General features: G+C 62.4%; 24 protein-coding genes and 1 pseudogene. 11 read left to right on the top strand and 14 right to left on the bottom strand.

Annotated features, from left to right (window positions below):
- Nucleotides 1–2: 2 nt before the first annotated feature.
- Nucleotides 3–1562 (top strand): phosphonate ABC transporter, permease protein PhnE, encoded by a 1560-nt coding sequence (gene phnE, locus A9K68_RS07920; protein WP_065009788.1) that lies wholly within the window; start codon nt 3–5, stop codon nt 1560–1562.
- 19 nt (nt 1563–1581) lie between these two features.
- On the opposite strand, the gene A9K68_RS07915 is transcribed toward phnE, so the two are convergent.
- The 4 genes from A9K68_RS07915 to A9K68_RS07900 form a co-directional block, all read right to left on the bottom strand.
- On the bottom strand, nt 1582–2436 hold the full coding sequence (locus tag A9K68_RS07915; RefSeq protein WP_065009755.1) for a sugar phosphate isomerase/epimerase: 855 nt from the start codon (nt 2434–2436) through the stop codon (nt 1582–1584).
- 177 nt (nt 2437–2613) lie between these two features.
- Nucleotides 2614–3801, bottom strand: coding sequence for a Gfo/Idh/MocA family oxidoreductase (locus tag A9K68_RS07910; protein WP_036267011.1), 1188 nt, complete (start codon nt 3799–3801; stop codon nt 2614–2616).
- Nucleotides 3802–3957: 156 nt separating this feature from the next.
- Nucleotides 3958–5013, bottom strand: coding sequence for a sugar phosphate isomerase/epimerase (locus tag A9K68_RS07905; RefSeq protein ID WP_065009789.1), 1056 nt, complete (start codon nt 5011–5013; stop codon nt 3958–3960).
- Between the two features lie 128 nt (nt 5014–5141).
- Nucleotides 5142–5345 carry a hypothetical protein gene (locus tag A9K68_RS07900; RefSeq protein WP_127208719.1) on the bottom strand — a complete coding sequence of 68 codons (204 nt, stop codon included), beginning with the start codon at nt 5343–5345 and terminating at the stop codon, nt 5142–5144.
- Nucleotides 5346–5411: 66 nt separating this feature from the next.
- On the opposite strand from A9K68_RS07900, the gene A9K68_RS07895 reads away from it, so the two are divergent.
- From A9K68_RS07895 to A9K68_RS07880, 4 genes are read left to right on the top strand one after another with little or no spacing between them, the layout of a single operon-like run.
- Nucleotides 5412–6299 (top strand): sugar phosphate isomerase/epimerase, encoded by an 888-nt coding sequence (locus A9K68_RS07895; RefSeq protein ID WP_065009756.1) that lies wholly within the window; start codon nt 5412–5414, stop codon nt 6297–6299.
- Nucleotides 6300–6356: 57 nt separating this feature from the next.
- Nucleotides 6357–7526, top strand: a complete 1170-nt coding sequence (locus A9K68_RS07890; protein ID WP_065009790.1) for a mandelate racemase/muconate lactonizing enzyme family protein — start codon at nt 6357–6359, stop codon at nt 7524–7526.
- A gap of 2 nt (nt 7527–7528) precedes the next feature.
- The gene (locus A9K68_RS07885) at nt 7529–8245 is read left to right on the top strand and encodes a FadR/GntR family transcriptional regulator (protein ID WP_065009757.1); all 717 of its coding nucleotides are present in this window, start codon (nt 7529–7531) and stop codon (nt 8243–8245) included.
- 1 nt (nt 8246) lies between these two features.
- Complete coding sequence (locus A9K68_RS07880) at nt 8247–9227, top strand: hydroxyacid dehydrogenase (protein ID WP_065009758.1); 981 nt, start codon at nt 8247–8249, stop codon at nt 9225–9227.
- Nucleotides 9228–9234: 7 nt separating this feature from the next.
- On the opposite strand, the gene A9K68_RS07875 is transcribed toward A9K68_RS07880, so the two are convergent.
- Nucleotides 9235–10530, bottom strand: coding sequence for an amidase (locus A9K68_RS07875; protein ID WP_065009759.1), 1296 nt, complete (start codon nt 10528–10530; stop codon nt 9235–9237).
- Between the two features lie 126 nt (nt 10531–10656).
- Here A9K68_RS07875 and A9K68_RS07870 point away from each other — a divergent pair, with 126 nt between their 5' ends.
- Nucleotides 10657–11004 carry a GFA family protein gene (locus tag A9K68_RS07870; RefSeq protein WP_065009760.1) on the top strand — a complete coding sequence of 116 codons (348 nt, stop codon included), beginning with the start codon at nt 10657–10659 and terminating at the stop codon, nt 11002–11004.
- A 7-nt stretch (nt 11005–11011) separates the two neighbouring features.
- On the opposite strand, the gene A9K68_RS07865 is transcribed toward A9K68_RS07870, so the two are convergent.
- Nucleotides 11012–12226, bottom strand: a complete 1215-nt coding sequence (locus A9K68_RS07865; protein ID WP_065009791.1) for an MFS transporter — start codon at nt 12224–12226, stop codon at nt 11012–11014.
- 92 nt (nt 12227–12318) lie between these two features.
- Here A9K68_RS07865 and A9K68_RS07860 point away from each other — a divergent pair, with 92 nt between their 5' ends.
- Complete coding sequence (locus A9K68_RS07860; protein ID WP_065009761.1) at nt 12319–13290, top strand: AraC family transcriptional regulator; 972 nt, start codon at nt 12319–12321, stop codon at nt 13288–13290.
- A 52-nt stretch (nt 13291–13342) separates the two neighbouring features.
- Here the strand turns inward: A9K68_RS07860 and A9K68_RS07855 are convergent, their stop codons facing one another.
- The 7 genes from A9K68_RS07855 to A9K68_RS07825 form a co-directional block, all read right to left on the bottom strand.
- Nucleotides 13343–14428, bottom strand: a complete 1086-nt coding sequence (locus A9K68_RS07855) for an ABC transporter ATP-binding protein (RefSeq protein ID WP_029348302.1) — start codon at nt 14426–14428, stop codon at nt 13343–13345.
- Nucleotides 14428–15537 (bottom strand): ABC transporter ATP-binding protein, encoded by a 1110-nt coding sequence (locus A9K68_RS07850; RefSeq protein WP_065009762.1) that lies wholly within the window; start codon nt 15535–15537, stop codon nt 14428–14430. The genes A9K68_RS07855 and A9K68_RS07850 overlap by 1 nt, the downstream gene beginning before the upstream one ends.
- On the bottom strand, nt 15534–15743 hold the full coding sequence (locus tag A9K68_RS07845) for a hypothetical protein (protein ID WP_065009763.1): 210 nt from the start codon (nt 15741–15743) through the stop codon (nt 15534–15536). The genes A9K68_RS07850 and A9K68_RS07845 overlap by 4 nt, the downstream gene beginning before the upstream one ends.
- Nucleotides 15740–16699, bottom strand: a complete 960-nt coding sequence (locus A9K68_RS07840; protein ID WP_065009764.1) for a carbohydrate ABC transporter permease — start codon at nt 16697–16699, stop codon at nt 15740–15742. The genes A9K68_RS07845 and A9K68_RS07840 overlap by 4 nt, the downstream gene beginning before the upstream one ends.
- 1 nt (nt 16700) lies before the next feature.
- Nucleotides 16701–17606 (bottom strand): sugar ABC transporter permease, encoded by a 906-nt coding sequence (locus A9K68_RS07835; RefSeq protein WP_029348308.1) that lies wholly within the window; start codon nt 17604–17606, stop codon nt 16701–16703.
- Between the two features lie 72 nt (nt 17607–17678).
- Nucleotides 17679–18995, bottom strand: coding sequence for an ABC transporter substrate-binding protein (locus tag A9K68_RS07830; RefSeq protein ID WP_065009765.1), 1317 nt, complete (start codon nt 18993–18995; stop codon nt 17679–17681).
- 356 nt (nt 18996–19351) lie between these two features.
- Nucleotides 19352–20035, bottom strand: a complete 684-nt coding sequence (locus A9K68_RS07825) for a TetR/AcrR family transcriptional regulator (RefSeq protein ID WP_065009766.1) — start codon at nt 20033–20035, stop codon at nt 19352–19354.
- Nucleotides 20036–20145: 110 nt separating this feature from the next.
- On the opposite strand from A9K68_RS07825, the gene A9K68_RS07820 reads away from it, so the two are divergent.
- The 3 genes and pseudogenes from A9K68_RS07820 (at nt 20146) to A9K68_RS31260 (ending at nt 22640) form a co-directional block, all read left to right on the top strand.
- A complete protein-coding gene (locus tag A9K68_RS07820; RefSeq protein ID WP_065009767.1) occupies nt 20146–21342 on the top strand; it encodes a Tm-1-like ATP-binding domain-containing protein in 1197 nt (398 codons plus the stop codon).
- Between the two features lie 11 nt (nt 21343–21353).
- Nucleotides 21354–22193, top strand: a pseudogene (locus tag A9K68_RS07815) (phosphoenolpyruvate hydrolase family protein); the annotation flags it as partial.
- A gap of 27 nt (nt 22194–22220) precedes the next feature.
- Nucleotides 22221–22640: a cupin domain-containing protein gene (locus tag A9K68_RS31260; protein ID WP_082982524.1), complete on the top strand. Its 420-nt coding sequence runs from the start codon at nt 22221–22223 to the stop codon at nt 22638–22640.
- 196 nt (nt 22641–22836) lie between these two features.
- Here A9K68_RS31260 and A9K68_RS07810 read toward each other — a convergent pair whose 3' ends face one another.
- Nucleotides 22837–24024 carry a Xaa-Pro peptidase family protein gene (locus A9K68_RS07810; protein ID WP_065009768.1) on the bottom strand — a complete coding sequence of 396 codons (1188 nt, stop codon included), beginning with the start codon at nt 24022–24024 and terminating at the stop codon, nt 22837–22839.
- Between the two features lie 361 nt (nt 24025–24385).
- Here A9K68_RS07810 and A9K68_RS07805 point away from each other — a divergent pair, with 361 nt between their 5' ends.
- On the top strand, nt 24386–25996 hold the full coding sequence (locus A9K68_RS07805) for an ABC transporter substrate-binding protein (protein ID WP_065009769.1): 1611 nt from the start codon (nt 24386–24388) through the stop codon (nt 25994–25996).
- Nucleotides 25997–26077 lie beyond the last annotated feature (81 nt).

Here is a 26077-nt window from a genome sequence, read left to right as displayed (position 1 = left end):
CCATGAACGCCGACGCCATCGACGACATCGCCGCTCGCCACCCGGACGCCTTCCGGCGCTCCCTATGGAAGCGCTACGCCGTCCCGATTGGCATCCTTCTCTGCATTCTCTACACCTTCTATTGCGCGTGGTTCTTCTCGATCACCACCGTGCTCGAAAAGGCGAACTGGAACCTTGCCGGCGCTTATCTCGCCGACTGGGTGTCTTACGAAATACGGCCCGACATCGAGTTCAAAGATAACTATCTGACGGTCGACTACTCCCGCTTTTCCAAACTGGGATCCAATCCAGATCCCGACTGGGTGGCCAAGCAGATGGCCGTCATCGAGCGGCGGGTCGACGCAGCGCCGGCACCGGGGATCGCGACCAACAAGTCATCGCAGGATTCGTTCATGGCGCCCGGCGCGCCGACCGCCGAGAACCCGGCCGCCCCGTTGGGCCAATCCGCTCCGGCTGCACCTGAAACGGTGCGCGAAAACGCCGTTGTGGCGGCGACTGTCACCCTTGGCAATGGCCGGATCGCCATCACGCCAAACCTCGTCACCGTGACGCGCGGCGCCGAAAGCGTCATCTTCGATATTGCCAAGGACAGCTCTGTCACGCCACGCACACCGCTGCCCGACTGGATCGAGCAACGCAGGCCAGGCTCGACAGCCTACGTCTCGTTCGGCTTTCTCGGCCGCGCCGAGGTGCAAAATGACGAAGTCGTCGCCTGGAGACGTTTCTTCGGCTGGGCCAATTTCGTCTTTGACACGAACTCGCCATTCTGGGGAAAGCCGTTCGGCGAGGTCGCTTCACTGATCGTCTCCGGGGCCCGCATCGACCCGTCACGGTCAAACGCAGCGCTCGCCTGGGACAACATCCTCAACAACGCCGAGTGGCAGCATGGAGACGTCTGGCTGAAACTCTTGCAAACCATCGTCATGGCTTTTGTTGGCACGGTGCTGGCCTCGATCGTCGCCTTTCCGCTCGCCTTCCTGGCGGCGCGCAACGTCACGCCGAGCCGGATAGCCAACCAGGTGACAAAACGTCTCTTCGATTTCCTGCGCTCGGTCGACATGCTGATCTGGGCGCTGTTCTTCACGCGCGGCTTCGGTCCCGGCCCCCTGGCTGGCATGTCGGCGATCTTCTTCACCGATACCGGAACCTTGGGCAAGCTCTACTCCGAGGCGCTGGAAAACATCGACGACAAGCAGCGCGAGGGCATCCGCTCGGTTGGCGCCACGCCGGCAATGGAGCAGCGCTACGGCGTGCTGCCGCAGGTTCTGCCGGTATTCCTTAGCCAATCGCTCTATTTCTGGGAATCGAACACCCGGTCAGCGACGATCATAGGGGCTGTCGGCGCCGGCGGCATCGGTCTGAAATTGTGGGAGGCCATGCGCACCAATACCAATTGGGCCAATGTTTTCTACATGGTTCTGCTGATTCTGCTCGTCGTCTTCATCTTCGACAACATCTCCAGCTATCTACGCCGCAAACTGATGGGGACAGTCGGAAACGCCAATGACGAGCGGCGCGAGCGCGCGCCCGCCGGCCTGCCGCCGGCGGCTCAGATCGCCTGAGAGGAAGCTCGGCTGCGTCCTAAGCACCAGCCTTTTTCCAGCCACTCCTGATATGCTTGTAGCCGTCGCGGTAGACGACTTCCGGGCTTTCCGAAAAATCGCGCCAGACCTTGGTTGCCGCCGCCAAATCCTTCAGCGAGCGGCCGAAGGCCTCGATCGTCAGCCAGTCGTCATAGCCACTCTTGCGGATGGCCGAAAACGTCTCCTTCCACGGAATGTGGCCGCGCCCAGGCACGCCGCGATCATTCTCCGAAATATGGATATGGACGACGTTCCTGCGGTTGCGGGTATAGGCGCCGATCGGGTCGGCCTCCTCGATATTGGCGTGGAAGGTGTCGTACATCGCCTTGATATGCGGCCGGTCGATAGCGTCGATATGCTCCGACAGATCGTCCATCGTGTTGAGCAGGTAGCATTCGAAGCGGTTGAGCGCCTCCAGCCCGATGGTGACGTTCCTCTTGCCGGCATGGTCGCCGATGGCGCGTTGCGAGGCAACGGAGCGCTTCTTCTCCGACGCCGTCGGCCCACTGCCGGAGAAGGCGCCCAGTGTCGAATGCAACGGGCCGCTCAGCGTTTTGGCGCCGAGCGCCGCCGAGCAGTCGATCGCCCACTTCATATAGTCGATGCCGGCCTTGCGCGTTGCGCCATCGGCCGAGATCAAGTTCAGCGCCGGATCGCCCATCGCTGAAACGGCGGTGCGCTCCAGCCCGATCCGGTCGAGCAGTTCGCCAAGTTTCGTGTAATCGTCCGGCGTGCCTGAAAAGATCGGTATCTCGACGCCATCGCAGCCGGTCGCCTTGATATCCCTGAGCAATGGCTCGTGTTTCTTCGACACGGCCGTCGTCCACAAAAACATGCACATGCCGATTTTCATCGACGCCCCTCCCATCATTGCGCAATCCACAGACAGGGGTGTTGAGATTCAGGTTAGGCCGAGCCGAAAATGGTAGTTTCCGAGAACCGGAGCGGAGCGTACTTTTCGTACGTGAGCACCGGAAGCGCATGAAACTGCCGTTTGCAGGCCGGCATCACCTGAAGATCAGCACCCCGATCAGAGCTTCGTCCAGGCCCCGTTCTTCCTCGACGACTTCACGCAGGCTTCGATGAAGGCCATGCCTTCGACGCCGTCCTGGATGGTCGGGAAGATAACTTCCTTAGCCGGCTTGCCGCCTTTGCGGCGCGCCGCGCGGATGGCGCGGGCCGCCTCCTGGTAGATGTTGGCGAAGCCTTCGAGATAGCCTTCCGGATGGCCTGACGGAACCCGGCTGACGCGCCCGGCGACGGGAAGCGCGCCGGCGCCGTTCCGGGTGATCAACTGCTTCGGCTGGCCGAACGGCGTGTACCAGAGATAGTTCGGGTCGGCCTGCACCCATTCAAGTCCGCCCTTCGAGCCGTAGATGCGCAGCTTCAGCCCGTTCTCGTGGCCGGGCGCCACCTGGCTCGCCCAGATCATGCCCTTGGCCGGGTGCGACTTGCCGACCGGTTTGAAGCGCAGCATCACGTTGACATTGTCGTCGAGTTGCCGCCCCGGCACGAAGGCGTCGAGATCGGCGGAAAGTGAATCGAGCTCCAGCCCGCAGACGAAGCGCGCGAGATTGTAGGCATGCGTGCCGATGTCGCCCAGCGCACCGCCGGCACCCGCCTGCTTGGGGTCGGAGCGCCAGGCCGCCTGTTTCTGGCCGGTAGCGGCGAGGTCCTCGGTTAGCCAGTCCTGCGGATATTCAGACTGCACGATGCGGATGTCGCCGAGCTGCCCCTTGGCTACCATCTCGCGCGCCTGCCGTACCATCGGATAGGCGGTGTAATTATGCGTCAGCACGAACACTTTGCCGGTCTTTTCGACTAGTGCCGCCAGCTTCTTTGCCTCGGCCAGTGTCGTCGCCAGCGGCTTGTCGCAGATGACATGGATGCCGGCCTCGAGAAAAGCCTTCGCCGCCGGCACATGGACATTGTTGGGCGTGACGATGGCCACCGCCTCGATGCCGTCCGGCCGCTTGGCCTCGGCCTTGGCCATCTCGGCGAACGAGCTGTAGCTGCGCGCCGGATCGAGCCCGAGCTCCTCGGCCGATGCCTTGGCACGCGCCGGGTCGGACGACAGGGCACCTGCGACCAAGACGAACTCATTGTCCATGCGCGCCGCGATCCGGTGGACGGCACCGATGAAGGCGCCTTGCCCGCCGCCGACCATGCCGTAGCGGATCGGGCCGCCTCCCGTTTCCGATTTCGATGCGCCGACCATGATTTTCTCCCTCGTCTGAAATACTCCTCCCCCTTGAGGGGAGGGTGGCCCGAAGGGCCGGGAGGGGTCGGTTCATGCCGAGCTCTACGCCCAGCGACCCCACCCCCCGATCCGCTGCGCGGATCGACCCTCCCTCGAGGGGGAGGGAAAAAAGCGCTAGATTCCCATCATGGCGCGCAGCACCTTTTTGTCGGTCGCGCCGCCGGCGAAATCGTCGAATGCTTTTTCCGTCATCCTGATGATGTGATGCTGGATGAAGGGAGCGCCTTCGGCCGCGCCATCCTCGGGGTGCTTCAGGCAGCATTCCCATTCCAGCACGGCCCATGAATCGTAGTCATATTGGGCGAGTTTGGAGAAGATGCCGCCGAAATCCACCTGTCCGTCGCCGAGCGAGCGGAAGCGCCCGGCCCGGTTCGTCCAGCTCTGATAACCGGAATAGACGCCTTGCCGGCCGGTCGGATTGAACTCGGCATCCTTGGCGTGGAACGCCTTGATCCGCTCGTGATAGATGTCGATGAATTCGAGATAGTCGAGCTGCTGCAGCAGGAAATGCGACGGGTCGTAGTTGATGTTGCAGCGCTTGTGGCCGCCCACCGCGTCGAGGAACATCTCGAAGGTCGCACCGTCGAAGACGTCCTCGCCCGGATGGATTTCGTAACCGACGTCGACGCCATTGTCCTCATAGACGTCGAGGATCGGCTTCCAGCGTTTTCCCAGTTCGGAAAATGCTTCCTCGATCAATCCCGCCGGCCGTTGCGGCCAAGGATAAAGGTAGGGGAAGGCCAACGCTCCGCAAAACGACACCGACGCCTTAAGCCCGAGATTCTTCGACGCCTTGGCGCCGAACTTCATCTGTTCGACCGCCCATTGCTGCCTGGCTTTAGGATTATTGTGCAACGCAGGCGGCGCGAAGCCATCGAACTGCGCGTCATAGGCCGGATGCACCGCCACCAACTGTCCCTGCAGATGCGTCGACAGCTCGGTGATCTCAACGCCCGCCTCGGTGCAGATGCCCTTCACTTCGTCGCAATAGGCCTGGGAAGACGCCGCCTTCTCGAGGTCGAACAGCCGGCTGTCCCAGGTCGGGATCTGCACGCCCTTGTAGCCCAGCCCGGCCGCCCATTTGGTGATCGCCGGCAGCGAATTGAACGGTGCGGCATCGCCTGCGAACTGCGCCAGAAACAGCCCAGGACCCTTCATTGTCGACGGCATCGGCATCCTCCCTAATTATCCACGACCAAGCATAGCGCCGATTGAAAGCAGGGCCAGCCTCTTTGGTCTTTTCTCGACAGGCGCTAGTACGCACCGCCATTCTGGTATTACCAAATATGGTCATTTGGTCAAGCGGTGCCACTCGCAACCAGCGCTGCGAAAATTGCCGGGCAGCGGACTAATACGCCAGTTTTATCAATGAAATAATCATGGGCCGGGGCTGCCTTGTAGGATTTCTTGCCGTCCAGATGAAATTGCTGTAGACCTCTTTTCACGCCCAATTGGTCGAACCAGTTTACGACAAATGCTGGAGCGCCTTGGGGAGGAATCATGCGACGCACTCTGGTGGAGCGCGTCGCAGGCGAACTGTTACAGGCGAATTCTGGGAAGGACAGACCATGCATCTTTCGACGCACAACTGGATGCGGGCGGAACCATTGGAGACGACGCTCAAACGCATCAAGAAATTCGGCTATGAGTCGATCGAAATTTCCGGCGAGCCCGAGCAATACAAGACCGATGAGACGCGCGCGCTCCTGAAGGAGCACGGCATCCGCTGCTGGGGGGCGGTGACGCTGATGCTGGGCGAGCGCAATCTCGCCGCCAAGGACCAGGGCCAGCGCGAGCGCTCCGTACAGTACGTCAAGGATGTGCTGACGATGGTGAGCGAACTCGACGGCGAGATCATCACCCTGGTTCCCGCCACCGTCGGCAAGGTGGTGCCGGACGGCACCGAAGAAGAAGAATGGAAATGGGTCGTCGACGCTACCAGGGAATGCTTCACCCATGCCAAGAAGGTCGGTGTCAAGATCGCGGTCGAGCCGCTCAACCGTTTCGAGACCTATCTGTTCAACCGTGGCGCCCAGGCGCTGGCGCTGGCCGATGCAGTCAGCCCCGAATGCGGCGTCTGCCTCGACGCCTACCACATCCACATGGAAGAATTTAACGTCTATGATGCCATCCGGCAGGTCGGCAATCGCCTGTTCGACTTCCATGTCGCCGACAACAACCGCTTCGCCGCCGGTCTCGGACAGATCGACTGGCCGAAGATCGTCGGCACGCTGAAGGAGGTCGGTTACGATGGCGCGCTGACCAACGAGTTCGTCGCCCCCGTCGACCGCACGCCGGCCGCTCCCTATCCCGACATGGTCGAGCGCAATCCGGTCGACATCTCGCCGGAGCAGCTCAAATTCATTCAGGACCATGGTTCCAGCGTGCTGACGGAAAAGTTCTACACCGATCAGATGCGCATCAACGCTGAAACGTTGCTGCCGTTGATCAAGTAGTCGGTCCGTTTGAGAATGAGCCTTCCGCCCTGACCGGCGGCAAGGCCGGGGATGAACATGCGCATCAAGACGGTCCAAGCCTGGTGGGTCCGCATACCGATCGAAGCCGCGAAGCAGCACCGCAGCGACTTCGGTCAAGTGACGACGTTTGATGCCGCCATCCTGCGCATCGAGACCGACGACGGGCTGGTCGGCTGGGGCGAAGGCAAGAATGCTGCCGGCAGCACCGGCAGCTATGGCGCCCTCGTCCACATGCTGAACCACGAGGTCGGCCCGCAGCTGATCGGCTGCGATCCGGCCGACATCGGGGTGATCTGGGAGATGCTCTACAATGGCGTGCGCCACGACAGTGCCGCGCAAAACGGCCACGCCATGCCGCAACTGGCGCGGCGCGGCATCAGCGTCGCTGCGATCAGCGCCGTCGACATCGCGTTGTGGGATATTCTGGGCAAGTCGCAGGGGGTTCCAGTCTGGCGGCTGCTCGGCGGCCGCAAGCTCGACCGCATGCCCGCCTATGCTTCCGGCGGCTGGGCTTCCACCGAGGCGATCGGCGACCAGTTAAAATCCTATATCGCCAAGGGCGGTTTCAAGGCGCTGAAGATGCGGATCGGCGCGATGGACGGCGCTCCGCATCTTTCCGCCGCCCGCGTGCGCGCCGCAAGACAGGCGCTCGGCCCCGAGGTTGACCTGATGGTCGATGCGCATGGCACCTATACGGTGGCGGAAGCCAAGCGCTTCATCCATCTCGCCGGCGATCTCGATCTGGCCTGGTTCGAGGAGCCGGTCATCGCCGACGACAAGCCCGGCATGGCCGAAGTGCGGGCGTCCGGCTCCATCCCGATCGCCACCGGCGAAAGCGAAGCGACGCGCTATGCTTTCCGCGACCTCGCCACGCTCAAGGCGGCCGATATCTTCCAGCCTGACCCGGCTTTTTGCGGCGGCATCAGCGAGGCGATAAAGATCGGCACCATCGCCAGCGCCTTCAATCTGCGCTTTGCGCCGCATCTGTGGGCTGGCGCGCCTTGCTTCTTTGCCGGGCTGCATGTCTGCGCTGCTTCGCCGGCTAGCTTTACCATCGAGTATTCGCTCGGCGCCAACCCGATGATCCACGATCTGATCGAGGAGACTGTCGAAGCAAAGGACGGTATGATGGCGATCCCGGAGAAGCCCGGACTGGGATTCACCCTTTCGGAACGGTTCCTGGAGGCGCACGCGCTACGCGGCTGATCATGAAAGAAAAGAACCTTCTCGCGGAACTCGCTGCCTATCTGTTCTCCCACTCCGACAAGGCGACGGGCCGAACGCCGTCGGAGCGTGAACTGGCGGAGCATTTCGTCGTCAGCCGCGGCCAGATCCGCGAGGCGCTGGCCATCCTCGAAGCCATGCGCATCGTCGAGCGCCGGGCCAAGTCCGGCATCTACATCGACACCAAGCAGGCCAGCGTCGAGGCGATGGCGCTTTTTGCCAGGGCCGGCCTGCCGCTTGATCCGATCCAGATCTACGAGACGGTCGAGTTGCGCAAGATCCACGAGATCAAGGCCGCCGAGCTTGCCTGTTCGCGCGCTACCGATGAAAATTTCGAGCGGCTGCGCGAAATCCTGAAGGCGTCGGAGGAGCGCATTGCGGCAGGCGAGGGCCTCGCCAAGGAGGACCGCGAATTTCACCTTGAAATCGTGCGGGCAACCAAGAACAGCGTTTTTCACAACATATGCAGCGTCTATTACATGATGGGCGAGCAACGCCTGCCGATCTATTTCAACGATCCCGAACGCAGCGTGCGCTCGCATGCCGAGCACATCCAGATCTACGAGGCGCTGCTGCGCCGCGACGGCAATCTCGCCCAGGCGCTGATGAGTGCCCATCTGCAAGGCGCGGAAAGTTACTGGAAAGGCCTGATCGAAGGCGGCGGGGCAGAACCTCACAGCCCAGCACTCGAACAGGTCTGATATGCCCAAAATCCTGTCGACGCACACGCTGCACCCGCGCGCCTCCGCCATGTTGACTGGTGCCGGCGAACTCGTTGTCGCTTCCGCCCTCGATGCGGACACGCTGGCGACTGAGGCGAGGGACGCCGATATCATCATCGTTCGCGCCCCGCTGCCATCAGCGCTGTTCGAAGGTGCTGCGAAGCTCCGGGCTGCAATCCGCCATGGCGCCGGGCTCGACATGGTTCCGATGGAAGCGGCCACTGCAGCCGGCGTGCTGGTGGCAAACGTGCCGGCGGTCAATGCACGGTCGGTCGCCGAATACGTGATGTTCGCGACCCTGGCGCTGCTTCGGCGTTTCCGCATGGTGGACCGCGACTTGCGGGCGAAGGGCTGGCTGGCCGGCCGCGACCACACCATTCTCGCCAGCGAGCTCGCCGGCAAGACGATCGGCATTGTCGGCTTCGGCGCCATCGGACAGGCAATCGGCCATATCGCAGCACATGGTTTCGACCTGAACGTGGTAGCGACGACGCGCAGCATGAGGCCGGCGCCCGATAGGGTCGGCTTCCTGTCGATCGACGCACTGATCGAGCAGAGCGATATCATCGTTCTGTGCTGCCCGCTGACACCGGAGACGCGCGGCCTGATCAACCGCGAGCGCATCGGTCGAATGAAGCCGCATACGCTGCTGATCAATATTTCGCGCGGGCCGGTGATCGACGACGAGGCGTTGATCGAAGCGCTGCAAAAGGATCGTATTGGCGGTGCCGCGCTCGATGTCTTTGCGACGCAGCCGCTGCCTTCAGATCATCCCTATTTCAGCTTCGACAATGTCATTGTCACGCCGCACATGGCCGGCATCACCGAGCAGTCTATGATGCGCATGGGCGTCGGTTCAGCCCATGAAACCTTGCTGGTGCTGGCCAACAAATTGCCGGTCAATCTGCGCAATCCCGAAGTGGTCGAGCACTACCGGCGGCGGTTTCCGGCCGACGCCTGACGGCGCCTCAACGGCCAAGCAGTGCCTCGACTTCCGCCGCGATGCGCAGGAGACGGTGGTCGTGGCACTGGCGCGCCACCAGCATCAGCCCGGCCGGGCGCGTTATTCCCGGCATCGGCAGCGAGATCGCGCAGAGGTCGAACTGGTTGGCGACCTGCGTGTTGCGCAGCAGAAGGCCTTCCGTACGCTCACATAGAGCTTCGTCGCCGGTCATCGACACGATGGTCGGCGCGGTGACCGGTGTGGTCGGAAGGGCCAGCACATCGATCGACGCCAGCCGCTCGTCCATGACGGCGACAAGCGCAGTGCGGCGGCGGATTGCCCTTATGTAGGTCGTGGCGGGAACGGCGGCGGCGCGCGACAACGGCTCGCTCACCCGCGGATCGACCGGCGTCGTCGCACCTGTCGCCAGCCAATCTGCATGAACCCCGGCACCCTCCATTGCCGCGATCGAGGCCCGCTTGGTTACCGCGCGCAAATCGGCGAGGAGGTCATCGATGGACAGATCGGCGAGGCGTGCACCCGCAAGCTCTACCTTGCGAACAGATCGCTCGAACGCCGCCGAGACCTCTTTTTCCGTATCCTCGAAGAGCACGCCGCGTGGAATACCGATGCGCAGTCCGGCAAGCGAAAGCTGAACCAGAGCCACAGCCTCCTCGCCCGCCATCACCGCGTCGGCTGCGGCACATTCGGCGACGGTGCGGGCAAGCGGGCCGATGGAGTCGAGCGTGTCGGACAGCGGGAAGACGCCAACGCGTGATACGCGCCGCGCCGTCGGCTTGAAGCCGACGGCACCGTTCAGCGCCGCCGGAATGCGCACCGAACCGCCGGTGTCGGAACCGATCGAGATCTCGCTCGTGCCTTCGGCAACGGAAACACCGGCGCCCGAGGATGAGCCGCCCGCAATCCGGCCGGCGTCGGTTGCATTGCCGGGCGTGCCGTAATGCGGGTTGACGCCGATCGCGGTGAAGGCGAATTCGGTCATGTTGGTCTTGCCGATGATGATCGCACCGGCCTGCCGCAGCCGCCGCACGATGACGGCATCCCGCAGCGCCGGCGCCGCGGTGCTGAGCAACAATGATCCGGCCGTGGTCGGCTCGCCGGCGACATCGACCAGGTCTTTGATCGACAGAATTGTTCCGTCGAGCGGCCCGAGCGTCACGCCGGCTCTGCGCCGACCATCGGCGGCATCGGCTGCTGCCCGTGCGGCTTCCGGATAGAGCTTTACGAATACGCTTTCATTGTCCGCGCGGACGGCGAGACGCGAAAGGACGACTTCGAGGCTGTCGCGGACGGATTGCATTTTCGGTGTCGGACTCCTGGACGCCTGCAACGTCTTACAGGCGACCGCTGGTGCGTGGCCTGCAGAGACATAACCCGCCATAAGCACTTTTGCACCCCTGTCGAACCGAAGGAAGGAGGCGACCTGATGCTCTACAAAGGCAACTGCCACTGCGGCAAGATCGCCTTCGAGGTCGAGGGCAATCTGACCGGAGCCGTGCGATGCAATTGCTCGATCTGCTCGCGCAAAGGCGCGCTGCTATGGGCAGTGCCGCACGGGGCATTGCGGGTGCTTGCTTGGGGCGACGATCTTGGCAGGTACACCTTCGGCAACCATGTCATCGCCCATCGGTTCTGCCGGACCTGCGGCATCCATCCCTTCGCCGAGGATGTCAGCGAAGAGAGCGAACGAAGCGCCTACGTCAACATCCATTGCATAGACGGTCTCGATCTGGACGCTGTGCCGATTTTCGACTTCGACGGCCGCGCGGTTTGACGGACCCTCAACTGTCGGCTGCCTTTGGGCCAAGCCGGAACGCCACCAGGGCCGCCAGCAGCGTCGCGATCCCGCAATAGGCGAACGCACTGGCGACGCCGGCATTGTCGACCAGCAGGCCGCCGAAAACGGCGCCGAGCGCAATGGCCACCTGGAACGTGGCGACCATCAGCCCGCCGGCGCTTTCGGCCTGGTCGGGAGCGGCTCTTACCAGCCAGGTTTGCAGCCCGACCGGCACCGCACCGAAGGCAAAGCCCCAGGCGGCAACCGCCATTGCCGCCACCACGGGTGAGACACCGAGAACGAGCAGCAGGAGCGCTGACAATGCAATCAGCAGAGGCGCCAGGCCGACGGCTGCCTTGAGATTGCGCTCGGCCATGAAGCCGCCGGCGAAATTGCCGAAGAACCCACCAATGCCGTAGGCGAGCAGCACCAGCGAGATCGTCTCGATATCCAGTGCCGGAACATTCTCGAGAAATGGCCGGACATAGGTGAAGCCGGCAAAGTGTCCCGAGGCCACCAGCACGACCACCAGAAGTGCTGCCCTGATCGTCGACCGCTTCATCACCTCCAGCAAGGTGCGAAAACTGGCAACGCCCGCCGGCGGCAGCTTCGGAAGGGTGGCGACCTGCATCAGCAGCGCCAGGGCCCCGACAACAGCCGCGATCATGAAGGCCGTTCGCCATCCCCAGACGTCGCCGACATAGGCGCCGACCGGGGCCGCACAGACCGTCGCCACCGAAACGCCGGTGAGAATGATCGACATGGCGCGCGGCATCAGCCGCATCGGAACAAGCCGCATCGCCATCGCCGCCGACATCGACCAGAAGCCGCCGAGGCTGATCCCGAGCATGATGCGGGCGATCAGAAGAACGGGAAGCGAGGACGCAAATGCCGCCAGGAGGTTCGACAGGATCAGGAGGACCGTCAGCGCCCACATGACCAGTCTGCGATCAAGCCGTTTGGTGATGACAGCCATAGTCGGGGCGGCGATCGCGCCGACAACGGCCGTCGCTGTCACCGCCTGGCCGGCAGTGCCCTCCGTCACACCGAGGTCCTGCGCCAGCGGCGTCAGCAGGCTGGCAGGCAAGAATTCTGCGGTTACGAGCCCAAACACACCGAGCGCGAGGGATACGACCGCCCCCCACGCCGGCTCGGCTCGCTCGTCGCTTTCGGCGGGATCGAGAACGGCGTCCATGACGCCTGTCGCGGGTTCGGTCATGATGGGATCTCCGATCTGGTTGCAGCGCAACATTTGGCCGCAGTGCAACATAGGGAGTGACCGTCTGGAGTTTCCATGCTAGAAACACCATCATGCTTGACCATTCGTCCAAAGTTCCGGTCACTGGCGATCCGCTGACGGACATATTGCGCGGGTTGCGTCTTGATGGCGTCGAGTATGGCCGGTGCGAAATGAAGGAGCCCTGGGGCATCCAGTTCCCGGCTCAGCCGGCGGCGCGATTTCATTTCATCGGCCGCAGAGGATGCTGGTTGCTGCAGCCGTCCGGCGAATGGGTGGAACTCAATGCAGGCGACGCGGTGCTGTTGCCGCGCGGTGCAGCACATGTCCTGGCCAGCGAACCGGGCACCGAGGCCTCGCCGATCCAGGGTTACGAGGTCGCAGAGGTCTGCAAGGGCGTTTACTGCCTGTCGAACGAAGGCTGCCGGCCGGGGACCCTGCTGTTTTTCGGCAGCATGTATTTCAATCTCGATGGTTTGCACCCTTTGCTCGGCATGATGCCGGATGTCATGCGTGCGCACGAACTGGAAGCCTATGAACCGGCCATTCCGCATCTGCTGGAGGCCATGGCGCGCGAAGTGACGATGGAGCGCGTCGGCTCCGGCGGCATTCTGGCACGGCTTGCCGATGTGATGGCCGCCACCGTCATCCGGTCATGGGTCGAGCGCGGCTGCGGCGACTCGTCCGGATGGATCGCGGCCGTGAGAGACCGCGAGATCGGTCGCGTGCTGGCCGCGATCCATCTCGAACCGGACCGCGATTGGACGGTGGAAACGCTCGCCAGGATGATGGGCGCCTCGCGATCGAGTTTCGCGGAACGCTTCGCGACGATCGTCGGCGAAACCCCGGCGAGATATGTCACCCAGGTGAGAATGCACCAGGCACGGCAATGGCTGGTCCGCGACCGGCTGAAGATTTCCGTCGTCGCCGCTCGCCTCGGTTATGAATCCGACGCCTCGTTCAGTCGGGCGTTCAAGCGCGTTATCGGATCGGCTCCCAGCCATTTTCGGGCCGAGGAACAGGCTGAGACCCGCCAAGCCGGCTAAACCTGGACAGAGGCTTCAAGCCGCTTCGCATCCTCCCGCCCAACGGGTGCGCTTAGCCCGCGTGGCGGAGACTAATCCCGCTTCCCTTGTCGAACAGCACCACCTTGTCCGGATCCCAGGCAAAGCGCACCGGCTGCTCGATCTCGACATCGGTTCTGGCCGGCACCGTGGCCCGCAGCATGGCGTCGCCAACCCGCAGGGTCAGGATCTTTTCGACGCCATGGTTCTCGACATCGTGGACGCGCGCTTCCACCGGCGCCCCGCTCTCGAGATAGACATCCTCGGGACGAATACCGAAGACGAGCGGGCGACCGTCGGTCGCACCGCTCGTCTTGGCACCCCCCGTAAAAGGCAGCTCGAAATTCAACGGTGCCATCACCGCGCGGCCGTCGACGAGCTTGCCGTCGATGAGGTTCATCGGCGGCGAGCCGACGAAGCTCGCCACATAGGTGTCGCGCGGATTGTTGTAGATCTCATACGGCGTGCCGGTCTGAACGATGCGGCCATGATTGAGCACGCCAACCTTGTCGCCCATCGACATCGCCTCGATCTGATCGTGCGTGACGAACAGGAAGGTCTGACCAAGGTTCATTTGGATGTTCTTCAGCTCGGTGCGCAGCGCCTCGCGCAGCTTGGCATCAAGGGCCGACAGCGGCTCATCCATCAGGAATACGCGGGGCTTCCTGACGATGGCGCGACCAATCGAGACGCGCTGCATCTCGCCGCCAGAAAGGCGATCCGTCTTGCGGTCGAGCAGATGCTCGATGCGCAAGGTCTTGGCAACGCGGTCGACGCGCGTCTTGATCTCGTCGGGCTCGATGCGGCGGATTTTTGGCTTCAGCGGAAATTCGAGGTTTTCGCGCACCGTGTAGCGCGGATAAAGCGAGTATTGCTGCAGAACCAGCGCCACGTCGCGCTCGGCCGCACCCCAGTCGGCGACATCAGCGCCGTCGATGAATATCTGCCCCTCGTCCGGCTCTTCCAGGCCCGCGATCATGCGCAGCGTCGTCGTCTTGCCGGCGCCGGTCTCGCCGAGCAGCACGAAGAACTCGCCGTCGGCAATGTCGAGATTGAGCCCGGTCAATGCGGTGTGATTGCCGAATGTCTTCGAGATGTTCTTGAGCTGGATATGGGCCATCAGAGTCTCACCCCCAGCGAATTGCCGCTTGTCGTATTGAAGAAGTGCGCCTGCGCCGGGTCGAGCTTGGCGAAGACCTGGACCCCCGGCTTGCCGACGAAACCGGAACGGGTGCGGGCGCGCAACATCTGTGCCCCGATCTTGAGGTCGACGATGTCGTAGGAGCCAAGCGGTTCGATGATGTGCGCCTCGACCGGCAGATAACCGTCCGCCGGCTCGCGCGAGACCATCACTCCTTCGGGGCGGATGCCGAGTGCAAGGCGATCCTGCTCGACGCTCGCGGCGTCCAGCTGGCCGACCAGTTCGGCCGGGAAAAGGAACCCTTCCGCGGCACCGTCGACGGTGACCCTGGCGCCGGAGCCGTTCATCGTCACCGCCGCGTTGGCGACGTTCATCACAGGCGAGCCAACGAATTGCGCGACAAACAAATTGGCCGGGTGCGCATACACTTCCGATGGGCTGCCTACCTGTTGCAGAACGCCCTCATGCATGATGACGATGCGGTCGGCAAGGCTCATCGCCTCGATCTGGTCGTGGGTGACGTAGATGGTGGTCGAGCCCTGCTTGATGTGCAGCCGCTTGATCTCCGCGCGCATCTCCTCACGCAGCTTGGCGTCGAGCGCGCCGATCGGCTCGTCCATCAGCATCGCCTTCGGCCGCCGCACCAGCGCCCGGCCGATCGCCACGCGCTGCATGTCGCCACCCGACAGCGCCGACGGCTTCTTGCCGAGCAGGTCGGTGATCTGCAGCACTTTGGCGACCGAGCGCACCTCGCCGTCGATCTCAGCCTTGCTCTTGCGCATTGCGCGCAACGGAAAAGCGATGTTCTCGTAGACGCTCATATGCGGATAGAGCGAGAACGATTGGAAGACCATGGCAATGTCGCGGTCGGCAGCCTTGAGATGCTGGACCGGCTTGCCGTCGATGAGGACATCGCCGCCGTCGATCGTCTCCAGTCCGGCGATGGCGCGAAGCGTCGTCGTCTTGCCGCAGCCCGATTGGCCGAGCAGCACGATGAACTCGTTGTCGTCGATCTTGAGATTGAGGTCCTTGATGACCTGAACGGCGCCAAAGAATTTCTGGACGCCACGAAGCTCGATCTGGGTCATGGGTGACCTTCTTTTTCCGGCGCGCCGGTCGCCTGCGGCTTCTGCCTTGGACCGACCCAGCCGGTGATCATGAACGTCAGCAGCCCGACAATGATGATTGTCAGCCCGTAGCGGTGCAGGAAGAGATTCCACGGCTGGCAGAGCGCGATGATGCCGCACACCATCACGATCTCGGCCGTGCGCTGGATTGTAGCATGGCGGATCATTTGCGGATCGCTCCGAAGGACATGCCGCGCAGGAGGTGGTTGCGCAACAGGAAGGTGAATATGGCGACGGGCAGCAGGAACAGGAAGGTGCCGGCCGCGATGACCGTCCAGTCGGGCAGGCCGGAACCGACCTGGCTTGGAATGAACGGCGGCGCCGTCTGGGCGCGGCGGTTGGTCATGATCAGCGCGAAGGCATATTCGTTCCACGCCGTGATGAAGCAGAACACGGCGGTGGCGGCGATGCCGGTGGCCGCCTCCGGCAGCACGATTTTGAAGAATGCCTCCATGCGCGTATAGCCGTCGACGAGGGCCGCCTCCTCGTACTCCTTCGGAATTTCGTCCATGAACCCCTTCATCAGCCATACAGAGAAGCTGAGGTTGAAGGCGGTGTAGAGGATGATCAGGCCCCAATGCGTGTCGTTGAGGCCGACCGCCCGGTACATCAGGAACATCGGGATGGCGACGACGACCGGCGGCAGCATGCGCGTCGACAGGATGAAGAAAAGCAGGTCCTGTTCCCCCTTTATCTTGAAGCGCGAGAACCCGTAAGCCGTGAAAGTGCCCATGCCGACGGCGAGGATCGTCGAGGTGATGGCAACGATCAGCGAATTCATGAAGCGGCTCGGATAGCCGGACCACTGCACCTCACCCCTGCCCGAGCGCACCACCTTCTCGCCGCCGTCAAACACCAGGCGCTCCCACCACGGGGCGGCGGCGTATTGTTCCGGCGTCGGCGCATTGCGCAACTGCGACCGCTTGGTGAAGAGCTTTACGAAAGGGGATATCTCCGGCTGGAACACCACCGTCGGCGGGATGGTGGTGGCGAGGTTGCGCGGCTTGAACGCCGTCGACGCTATCCAGTAGATCGGCGCCAGGAAGATAATCGTGACGATCAGCACACCGACGATGGCGAGCTTGTTGAACGAACGCTCGGTAGAGGTGGTGACGGCGGCCATTCTAGCGCTCCTTCACCTTGTTCAGGTATTTGACGTAGATGTTGGTGATGGCCAGGATCATGATCAGCACGATGTAGGCGAGCGCGCAGGAGCGCCCGGTCTGCCATTCCTGGAACGCCATCTTGTAGAGCCGGATCGAGATCACCTCGGTGGTCGGCTGGCTGGTCAAGATGTAGGCGAGATCGAAGGTCTTGAACGCCTCCATGGTGCGAAAGATGATCGCGATCATCAGGATCGGCGCGACCAAAGGCAGCGTAATGCGAAAGAACGTATAGAACGAACCGGCGCGGTCGATCGCGGCTGCTTCGTAGAGGTGCTTCGGCACTGCCGACAGGCCGGCGAGCGACAGCAGCATGACGAATGGCGACCACATCCAGATGTCGGTGATGGCAACCGCGTAGAGCGCCATGTCGGGGTTGGACAGCCACTCGAAGGAGCCGAGGCCGAGCGTATAGTTGATGATGCCGAAGGACGGATCGTAGAGCAGTTTCCAGAACAGGCCGACGACGGCCATCGACAGCATCATTGGCAACAGCAGAAGCGTCGTCAGCAGGCCCTTCAACGGAATATCGCGATTGAGCAGCAGCGCCACGCCGAAGCCGACGATGACCTGGCCGACTACGGAGACGATGACATATTTGGCGGTGATGGCGAAATTCGACCAGATGAACGGGTCGTTGAGCAGCTCGCGGTAATTCTGCAGTCCGACGAAATTGGCCGCCGCGGGGCTCGACGCGCGAAAGTCGGTGAAGGAATAGCCGAGCGAATAGATCAGTGGAAAGATGTTGAAGACGATCAGGAAAACGATCGTCGGAATGATGAAGAGATTGCGGATCGTGAGGTCGCTCATGCCGCGGGCGGCGGAGCGCGAGTTGGGATCCAGCGTAGTCATGACTGCAGTGGCCAAGGCCCGTTCCTTCCTTGTCCGGAAAAGAAAACGGAAGGGACGGGCTCCGCCCCCTCCGAGCGTTAGTGCCGTTTACTTCACGCGGTTGTATTTCTTGAACGTCGCGTTCCAGTCCGCAGCAAGCGAATCGAGCACTTCCTTGGCCGTGCCCTGATTGCCGGTGATGTACGGATAGACGCGTTGGTTCATCTGGATGAGCAGCTCGGCATATTCCGGCGTCGCCCAGAAGTCCTTCACCTTGAACATGGTTTCGTAGAAGGCCTTGTTGTAAGGTGTGGCGTTCTGGAATTCAGGCGACTCGAGCACCTTGGCGCTCGCCGTGTAGCCGCCGAGTTCCGCCCATTTCTTCTGCGTCTCGTCTTTGATGAACCATTCCAGGAACTTCATCGCCTCTTCCTGGTTCTGGGAGTAGGAGATGACGGAGATACCCTGGCCGCCGAGCGCGGCGAACTGGTCGCCGTTCGGTCCTGGCGGGTTGGCGAAGAAGCCGGTGGCCTTGGCATTCGGGTTCGAGGCTTCGTTGATGAGCGCCGGGAAGAAGGCGAAGTAGTTCATGCTCATCGCCGCCAGGTTCTCGGTGATCGCCTGGTTGTCCTCGATGAAGAACGCCTTGGCCCAGCCAGGAGGGGTGAAGGAATAGAGCTCCTTGTAGGCCTCGAGCGCCTTGACGTTCTGCTCTGAGTTGATGATGCCGTCGACCTTGTAAGTGGCATAGTCGCCAAGTTCGCCGCCAAAGGAGAAGATGGCGTTCTCGACGCCCATCACCAGAGCGTCGTAGGAGTTGTCGGTGTAGATGGCGATACCGTAGCGCTTTTCGTCGGGACGGTGGAAGAATTCGGCGATGTCGCGCAGCTGCTTCCAGTCCTTCGGCACGCCGAGATCGTAGCCGTACTTGGCTTTGAAGGCTTCCATCTCCTTCGGGTCTTCGAACCAGTCCTTGCGATAGGACCAGCCGACCGCGTCGCCCTCGGCCGGGATCGACCAGTATTTGCCGGAGTTGGACGGATATTCGGCGTAGTATTTCACCGTCGCCGGCGCCATCACTTCCTTCAGGTTGTGCTTGTTGAAGAAGTCGGTGAGGTCGACATAGTGGCCCGCCTCGGAGGCGGCGCCGATCCACTGGGAATCGCCGACGACCATGTCGTAGGCGCTGCCCTTGGCGTTGAACTCGGTGAATGCCTTGGTCTGGAAGTCGGACCAAGGCGTGGTTTCGACCGTGACCTTCACGCCGCTCTCGGCCTCGTAAAGGTTGACGAGTTCCTGCAAATAGTTTGCCGGATCCCATTCAGCCCAGAATATGGTGAGTTCCTTGTCCTGCGCGTAGACGGACGTTCCGCAGGCGAGCACTAAGCCGATACCAGCAAGCATGCTGGTCATTGTCTTGCGCATAATGATTTCCTCCCTTGTGCGCATTCTACCGTATCATGCGAGCCGGCGGTGAGGCCGACCCTGGTAGTTCTCCCGTGGTGGCAGCGTTTCGGTTTCGAGCCTCCTCGCTCGGCCGGAATGGATCGCAGCCCTCACTTTTAATCCGCCATATTGTCCTGATCTGGTATTACCAATTTCGGACACACGTCAAGCTCTTTCTTGGACGATGGCAGCCCCTCAGACAAGCGGATTCCAGCAACATCTGTCTGTTTTTCTTAAATTTTCCTACTCCTTGATACGCAAGGGCCTTGCTCGCGTTACGGCACGTCGACTATTGTCGGTAATCAGCATCCCAAACTGGTCGAACCAGATCGATACTATTCCGTGGCTGTCGCCGGCGCGCTTCTGCCTCCTTCGGTCACCGATTCCATCACTGCAGCCCGCACCAGGGCGCCGGCTGCCCATTGCGCTACCGACATCATCTTGCGGCTGTCCAGCCCCCATATGTCCTTCAGTATGATGAGCACTTCGACGCCGAAGATCAACGACAGGGCCTGCGCCAGGCGCTTGAATTCGCGTGGCGGCAGCCGGTGCTTGAGCGGTGCGATCGCGTCCTTGAGCAGATCGACGCGATGGCCGCGCGTGAAGGCCGGCTCGCCGCCCAGCGTGCCTGCCTGCCGCCGCGCCCACTGGTCGAGCGACAGTTTCAGCGCCGCCTTGAAGGTCGCCTCGAAGGCTTCGATGCGCGGCATGGCCGTGTCGAACAGTTCAACGACGCGGCGCTCGGGATCGGCCGAGGCTGATTTCCAGGTGAGGATCGGCCCGAGTCCTTCGTCGACCACCGCCTGCACCAGGGCCGCCTGGCTTGGAAAATATCGATAGGCGGTGGCGCGGGAGACTTCTGCTGCTTCGGCGACCTCGCTGACCGAAGGCGTGGCGCCCGCCTGCATCAGCCTTGTCGCCGTCTCCAGCATCAACCGCCTTGTGCGCGCGCGCGGTCCGCGTGCGGCTCCAGAACCGGCATCGTCGGAAACCGCCGCTTGTTGACGTGAGACATTCATGTCAATATGATACGCGCGTCTCAAAAAATTGCAATGGCCGTCGCGATGCCGAGCGGCCGGGCAAAGAGCGGCAGGTGGCACGCCGAGCGCGCCTAGAACCGGGGAACGCAATGAAGCGCGTCTATGTGGTGGGCACCGCCGACACCAAGGGTGATGAACTCGCCTTTCTGGCCGATGCGGTCGCTGCTACCGGTGCTGCTGTCGCCCGCATCGATGTTGGAACGCGCAACCCAACCGTGCCGGTCGATGTCTCGGCCGAAGAGGTCGCCGGCCACCATCCCGGCGGCAGCAGTGCCGTACTGAGCACCGACGACCGCGGCACCGCAGTGGCGGCAATGGCCCTCGCTTTCACCCGGTTTGTTCAATCGCGCACCGATATAGCAGGTGTGATCGGCATTGGCGGTGGTGGCGGCACTTCGATCATCACATCAGGCATGCGCGCGCTGCCGCTCGGCCTGCCCAAGATCATGGTTTCGACGCTCGCCTCGGGCGACACCGCACCTTATGTCGATGTCTCCGACATCGTGATGATGCCGTCGGTGACCGACATGGCCGGCCTGAACCGGCTGTCTCGTGTCGTGCTGCACAACGCCGCCCAGGCCATATCAGGCATGGCGGCAAAGCCGGCGGAGCCGCCCGACGGCAGACCGTCGATCGGCCTCACCATGTTCGGCGTGACCACGCCGTGCGTGACTTCCATCGCCGAACAGCTCCGATCGATCTATGACTGCATGGTCTTCCACGCCACCGGCACCGGCGGCCGCACCATGGAGAAGCTTGCCGACAGCGGCTTGCTGTCCGGCGTCATTGACATCACGACGACAGAAGTCTGCGACCTTCTGTTCGGCGGCGTGCTGCCGGCGACCGAAGACCGCTTCGGCGCGATCGCCCGCACCAGGCTGCCCTATGTCGGTTCGGTCGGCGCGCTCGACATGGTGAATTTCTGGGCGCCGTCGACCATTCCGGAACGCTATAGCGGGCGGCTGTTTTACGAGCACAATCCGAACGTGACGCTGATGCGCACGACGCCTGACGAATGCCGCAGGATCGGCGAATGGATCGGCGCCAGACTGAGCCTCTGCGAGGGTCCGGTCCGGTTCCTCATTCCCGAAAAGGGCGTCTCGGCGCTCGACATCGAAGGCGGCGCCTTCTTCGACCCCGAGGCCGATGCAGCACTCTTCGAGGCCATCGAGCGCACGATCATGCCGGATACCACGCGTCGCGTGATCCGCCTGCCGCTGCACATCAACGATCCCGAATTCGCCAAGGCTGCGGTTGCGGCTTTCCTCGACATCGCCAGACAGTGAGAGACGAAGCCATGCCCGCCATACCGCGCAAGAAGATCCTGGAGAAGTTCCGCAAGATGATTGCCGGCGGCGTGCCGATCGTCGGCGGCGGCGCCGGCACCGGGCTGTCGGCCAAGGCCGAGGAGGCCGGCGGCATCGACCTGATCATCATCTACAATTCCGGCCGCTACCGCATGGCCGGCCGCGGCTCGGCCGCCGGCCTGCTCGCCTATGGCAACGCCAACGAGATCGTCAAGGAAATGGCCTATGAGGTGCTGCCGGTGGTGAAGAAGACGCCGGTGCTGGCCGGCGTCAACGGCACCGATCCCTTCGTCATCATGCCGCTGCTGCTGACCGAGCTGAAGACGATGGGTTTTTCCGGCGTGCAGAACTTTCCGACCATTGGCCTGTTCGACGGGCAGATGCGGCAGAGTTTCGAAGAAACCGGCATGGGCTTCGGGCTCGAGGTCGACATGATTGCCGCGGCACACGAGCTTGATCTGCTGACCACGCCCTATGTGTTCAATCCCGATGAGGCCCGCGCCATGACCAAGGCCGGCGCCGACATCGTCGTCGCCCATATGGGGGTGACCACCGGCGGCTCGATCGGCGCGACGTCGGCCAAGTCGCTCGACGACTGCGTGACGGAGGTCGACGCCATCGCTGAAGCGGCGCGTGTCGTGCGCAAGGACGTCATCCTGCTTTGCCATGGCGGGCCGATCTCGATGCCGGACGACGCCCGGTACATACTCGAACGCTGCAAGGGCCTGCACGGCTTTTACGGGGCAAGCTCGATGGAGCGGCTGCCGGCGGAAGCGGCGATCGCCAGGCAGACTGCGGATTTCAAGGCCGTCACGCTTGGCGGCACAATCGTTGCAAAGAAAAGAAGGGGTGAGACGATGACCGACAAGGGCAAGGTGTTTGTCTACCCGAAGGATGTCAGCGCCTTCGGCTTCGACTGGGGCAGACTGTCGCTGACGGTGGCGCCCGAGGTGAACGGCGCGACGCGCTTTTCCGGCGGCGTCGTCGACCTGCCGTCCGGCAAGGGCCACACGCGCCACAACCACCCGGGCGCCGAGGAAATCATCTTCGTCATATCAGGTAATGGCGAGCAGATGGTTGAGGACGACAAGGGCAATCCGGTCATTGCGAAGGTCGGCCCCGGCTGCACCATCTATGTGCCGGAAAGCCGCTTCCATTCAACGCTAAATACCGGCGATGGGCCGATGCAGCTCTTCGTCGTCTATTCGCCCGCCGGACCGGAACTGGCGTTGCGCGACCTGCCGGATTTCAGGCTGCTGCCGCCGGGCGGGAAGTGATCTTGCCGCCGCCTCAGTGTTGAGGCCCCCTCATCCGGCCGCTTCGCGGCCACCTTCTCCCCGCTGGGGAGAAGAGACAGGCGCCAGTGTTGGCGCCCTTCTCTCCCCTCGGGGAGAGGTCGGATTGTCCCGAATTGCCCTTTGCAATTCGGTTGGCAATCCGGGTGAGGGGGCAGCGCCTTTCATTGCATGGCTGTCAAACCCCACCCCGGTTCCAGCCCCTGCCCCGATCGCCGAACATGACGTAGCCGCTATCGGTGACCGCCACCGTGTCTTCGAGCTTGATGAAGCCGCGCGTCGGGTGGAGCATCGTCGTCTCGACCGAGAGCACCATGTTTTTCTCCAGCGGCTTTTCGGAATAGGTGCCTTCATAGGTCACCGGATGGTTGGTCATCAGAAATGGCGCTTCATGCGTGATCAACCCCATGCCGTGGGCGAAGAAATCGGTATAGGGCGCAACCTTGGATTTCTTCAGCACGCCCTCCGCATAGGAGATCATATCACCGCCCAGTGTGCCAGCGCATACCTTGGAAAAGGCCGCCTGCTGCACCGTCTCGACCTCGGCTAAAAGGTCCTCGAGTTCGGCATCCGGCTCGCCCAGAATGCCCATGCGGCAGAGGTCGCCGATATAGCCGTGATAATTGCCGCCTGAGTCAATCGACATCACCTCGCCCTTCTTCCATGCCTGTGGCGAGCCGGCGCGGTTGTGGCTGGAACCCAGCGTCAGCAGGCAATATTCGAAATGCGCTCCGCGATTGGTCTCCTCGCGCCGCAATTGCTCGATGATCTCAGTCTTGGTCGTGCCTTCGCGTGCCCACGCAATGGTCGCCAGCATGGAATCGGTGATCAGTTCGGAGGCGATGCGCAACTTCTCCAACTCGGCTTCCGTCTTGATGGCACGCATCCGCTCGAGCATATCAGTCGCGTCGATCAGCCTGGCGTCGGGCAATGCCTTGCGGATCAGCGTGTAGGCATCCGACGGCAGGAAAGCCGGCTCGATGCCGATGCGGGCATCGCCCTTGCCGATTTTCGTCAGGTGTTCGACGGCATGGTTGGCGGCGTCGAGCGTGCCCCAGCAGGCGGCATGCAAGGTCGGCGTCCAGAACGGCTTGTTCTGGTGCTCGCCGCCCTCCATGCGGTTGCCGATATAGGCGGCGTGGCCCGGCCCGCCCTTCTCATAGACAACGATCGGCAGATAGCGGCTATGGCCGATCGCATCCATGGCGGCGAAGAAGATGAACTTGTAGCCGCCAAGCAGATATTGCGTGTTGTGCTTGGAGGTAGCGAGCAGCACATCGATGCCGGCCTCCTCCATCAGCCGATCGACCCTGGCATGATCGAACGGGATGGTGCTGACGGCATTCTTGCCCGGGGCGACGTTCATCTCTCTCTCCCTGAATTTCCCTGGCCGAGGCTGTTTTGGTTCTGATGCTCTGGCTGTCGGTCAAATCTGCACTATTTTGTCCAGCCTGGTCCAGCCAGAAACATGTGGAACGGCCGTTCCGGCACCCTCCGTCGTACACTGCGGTGTCCAGCCTAATTTGGTCCTACCAGAAATGGTCGGATTGAACGGCTTCTTGTAACTGGTCCAGCGGACGAAAATTTCAAAGCCACATGAGGATGCGCCAAATCCGTCTCTGGCGAAACCCTCGGCAAGGCTCATAATCACCCTTGCAAGGAGGCCGTCTGGCGTCCGAGGGTGATGGCCCACCCGGCCGGGTGGCTGAGAGGGACGGAGTTCAATCATGTCAGATTTCACGATTTCCAGACGCACCGTGCTTACCGGTTCGGCATTGCTTCTGACCTCGACGGCGCTGCCCACCATCGGTCTGGCACAGACGCCGAACAAGGGCGGACGGCTGGTCGTCGCCGCCGATTCGGAGCCGCGCAACCTCAACCCGGCGATCGTTGCTTCCAACGGCGTGTTCTTCATTTCGAGCAAGATCGTGGAAACGCTGGCCGAGGCGTCCTTCGAGGGCAAGGACGGGCTCGACCCGCGCCTGGCGATAGGTTGGGAGGGCGCCGCCGATGGCCTGTCGGTAACGTTCAAATTGCGCGAGGGCGTCAAATGGCATGACGGCAAACCCTTCACCTCCGCCGACGTCGCGTTCTCGGCGCTGCAGATCTGGAAGCCGCTGCAGAATCTCGGCCGCACCGTGTTCAAGGATCTGGAGGCGGTCGACACGCCGGACGAACTGACGGCTGTGTTCAAATTCGCCAAGCCGACACCGTTCCAGCTGATCCGCAATGCCTTGCCGGCGCTGAGCAGCGTGGTGCCCAAGCACATCTACGAGACCGGAAAGATCGAAGAGAACCCGGCCAACAACGCGCCCGTCGGTACCGGCCCGTTCAAATTCGCCGAACACAAGTCAGGCGAATATTACCGGCTGGAGAAGAATGCCGATTATTGGGGCAAGGACCAGCCTTACCTTGACGAGATCATCTATCAGGTGCTGCCCGACCGCACCTCGGCCGCAAGCGCGCTCGAGGCGGAGGAGATCCAGCTCGCCGCCTTTTCCGCGGTGCCGCTGGCCGATCTCGACCGCATCTCCAAGGTGCCTGGTCTCAAGGTGATTACCAAGGGTTATGAGGGGCTGACCTATCAGCTTGTCGTCGAGATCAACCATCGCCGCAAGGAACTGGCCGACCTGAAGGTGCGCCAGGCGATCGCCCACGCCATCGACAAGGATTTCGTCGTCAAGACAGTGTTCCTCGGCTACGCCGCCACAGCCACTGGCCCGGTGCCGAAGAACGATCCGCAATTCTATACGGCCGATGTGCCGACCTATGACTTCGATGTGGCCAAGGCCAACGCCCTGCTCGACGAAGCCGGTTACCGCAAAGGCGACAACGGCAAGCGCTTTTCACTGAAGCTACTGCCGGCACCCTATTTCAACGAGACCAAGCAGTTCGGCGACTATTTGCGCCAGGCGCTCGCCGCCATCGGCATTGACGCGCAGCTGGTCAACAACGACTCGGCCGCGCATATCAAGGCTGTCTACACCGACCACGCTTTCGACCTCGCGGTCGGGCCGCCGGTGTTCCGCGGCGACCCTGCGATCTCGACCACCATCCTCGTGCAGAGCGGCATTCCCGACGGGGTGCCGTTCTCCAACCAGGGCGGCTACAAGAACGACGAACTCGACGCCCTGATCGCCAAGGCATCCGAGACGCTCGACCCCGCCGCGCGGACGCAACTTTACAAGGAGTTTCAGAAAAAGGTCGCAGCCGACCTGCCGCTGATCAACGTCGCCGAATGGAGCTTCATCAGCGTTATCAGAGATACGGTGGGGAATGTCGCCAACAACCCGCGCTGGGCGGTGTCGAACTGGGCGGACACCTATTTGGCGGGCTAGCGTTTTCTCCAGGCTTGCACATCGCGTAATCGGGTGCTCAGCTTCGGCGATGAGAGTTCCTTCGCGCCCCCCTCTGTCCTG

Source organism: Mesorhizobium sp. AA22 (assembly GCF_001672375.2).
GTDB lineage: Bacteria > Pseudomonadota > Alphaproteobacteria > Rhizobiales > Rhizobiaceae > Mesorhizobium > Mesorhizobium wenxiniae.
Note: the sequence above shows the minus strand (reverse complement) of the source record. Positions and strands in the feature narration are given on the sequence as shown.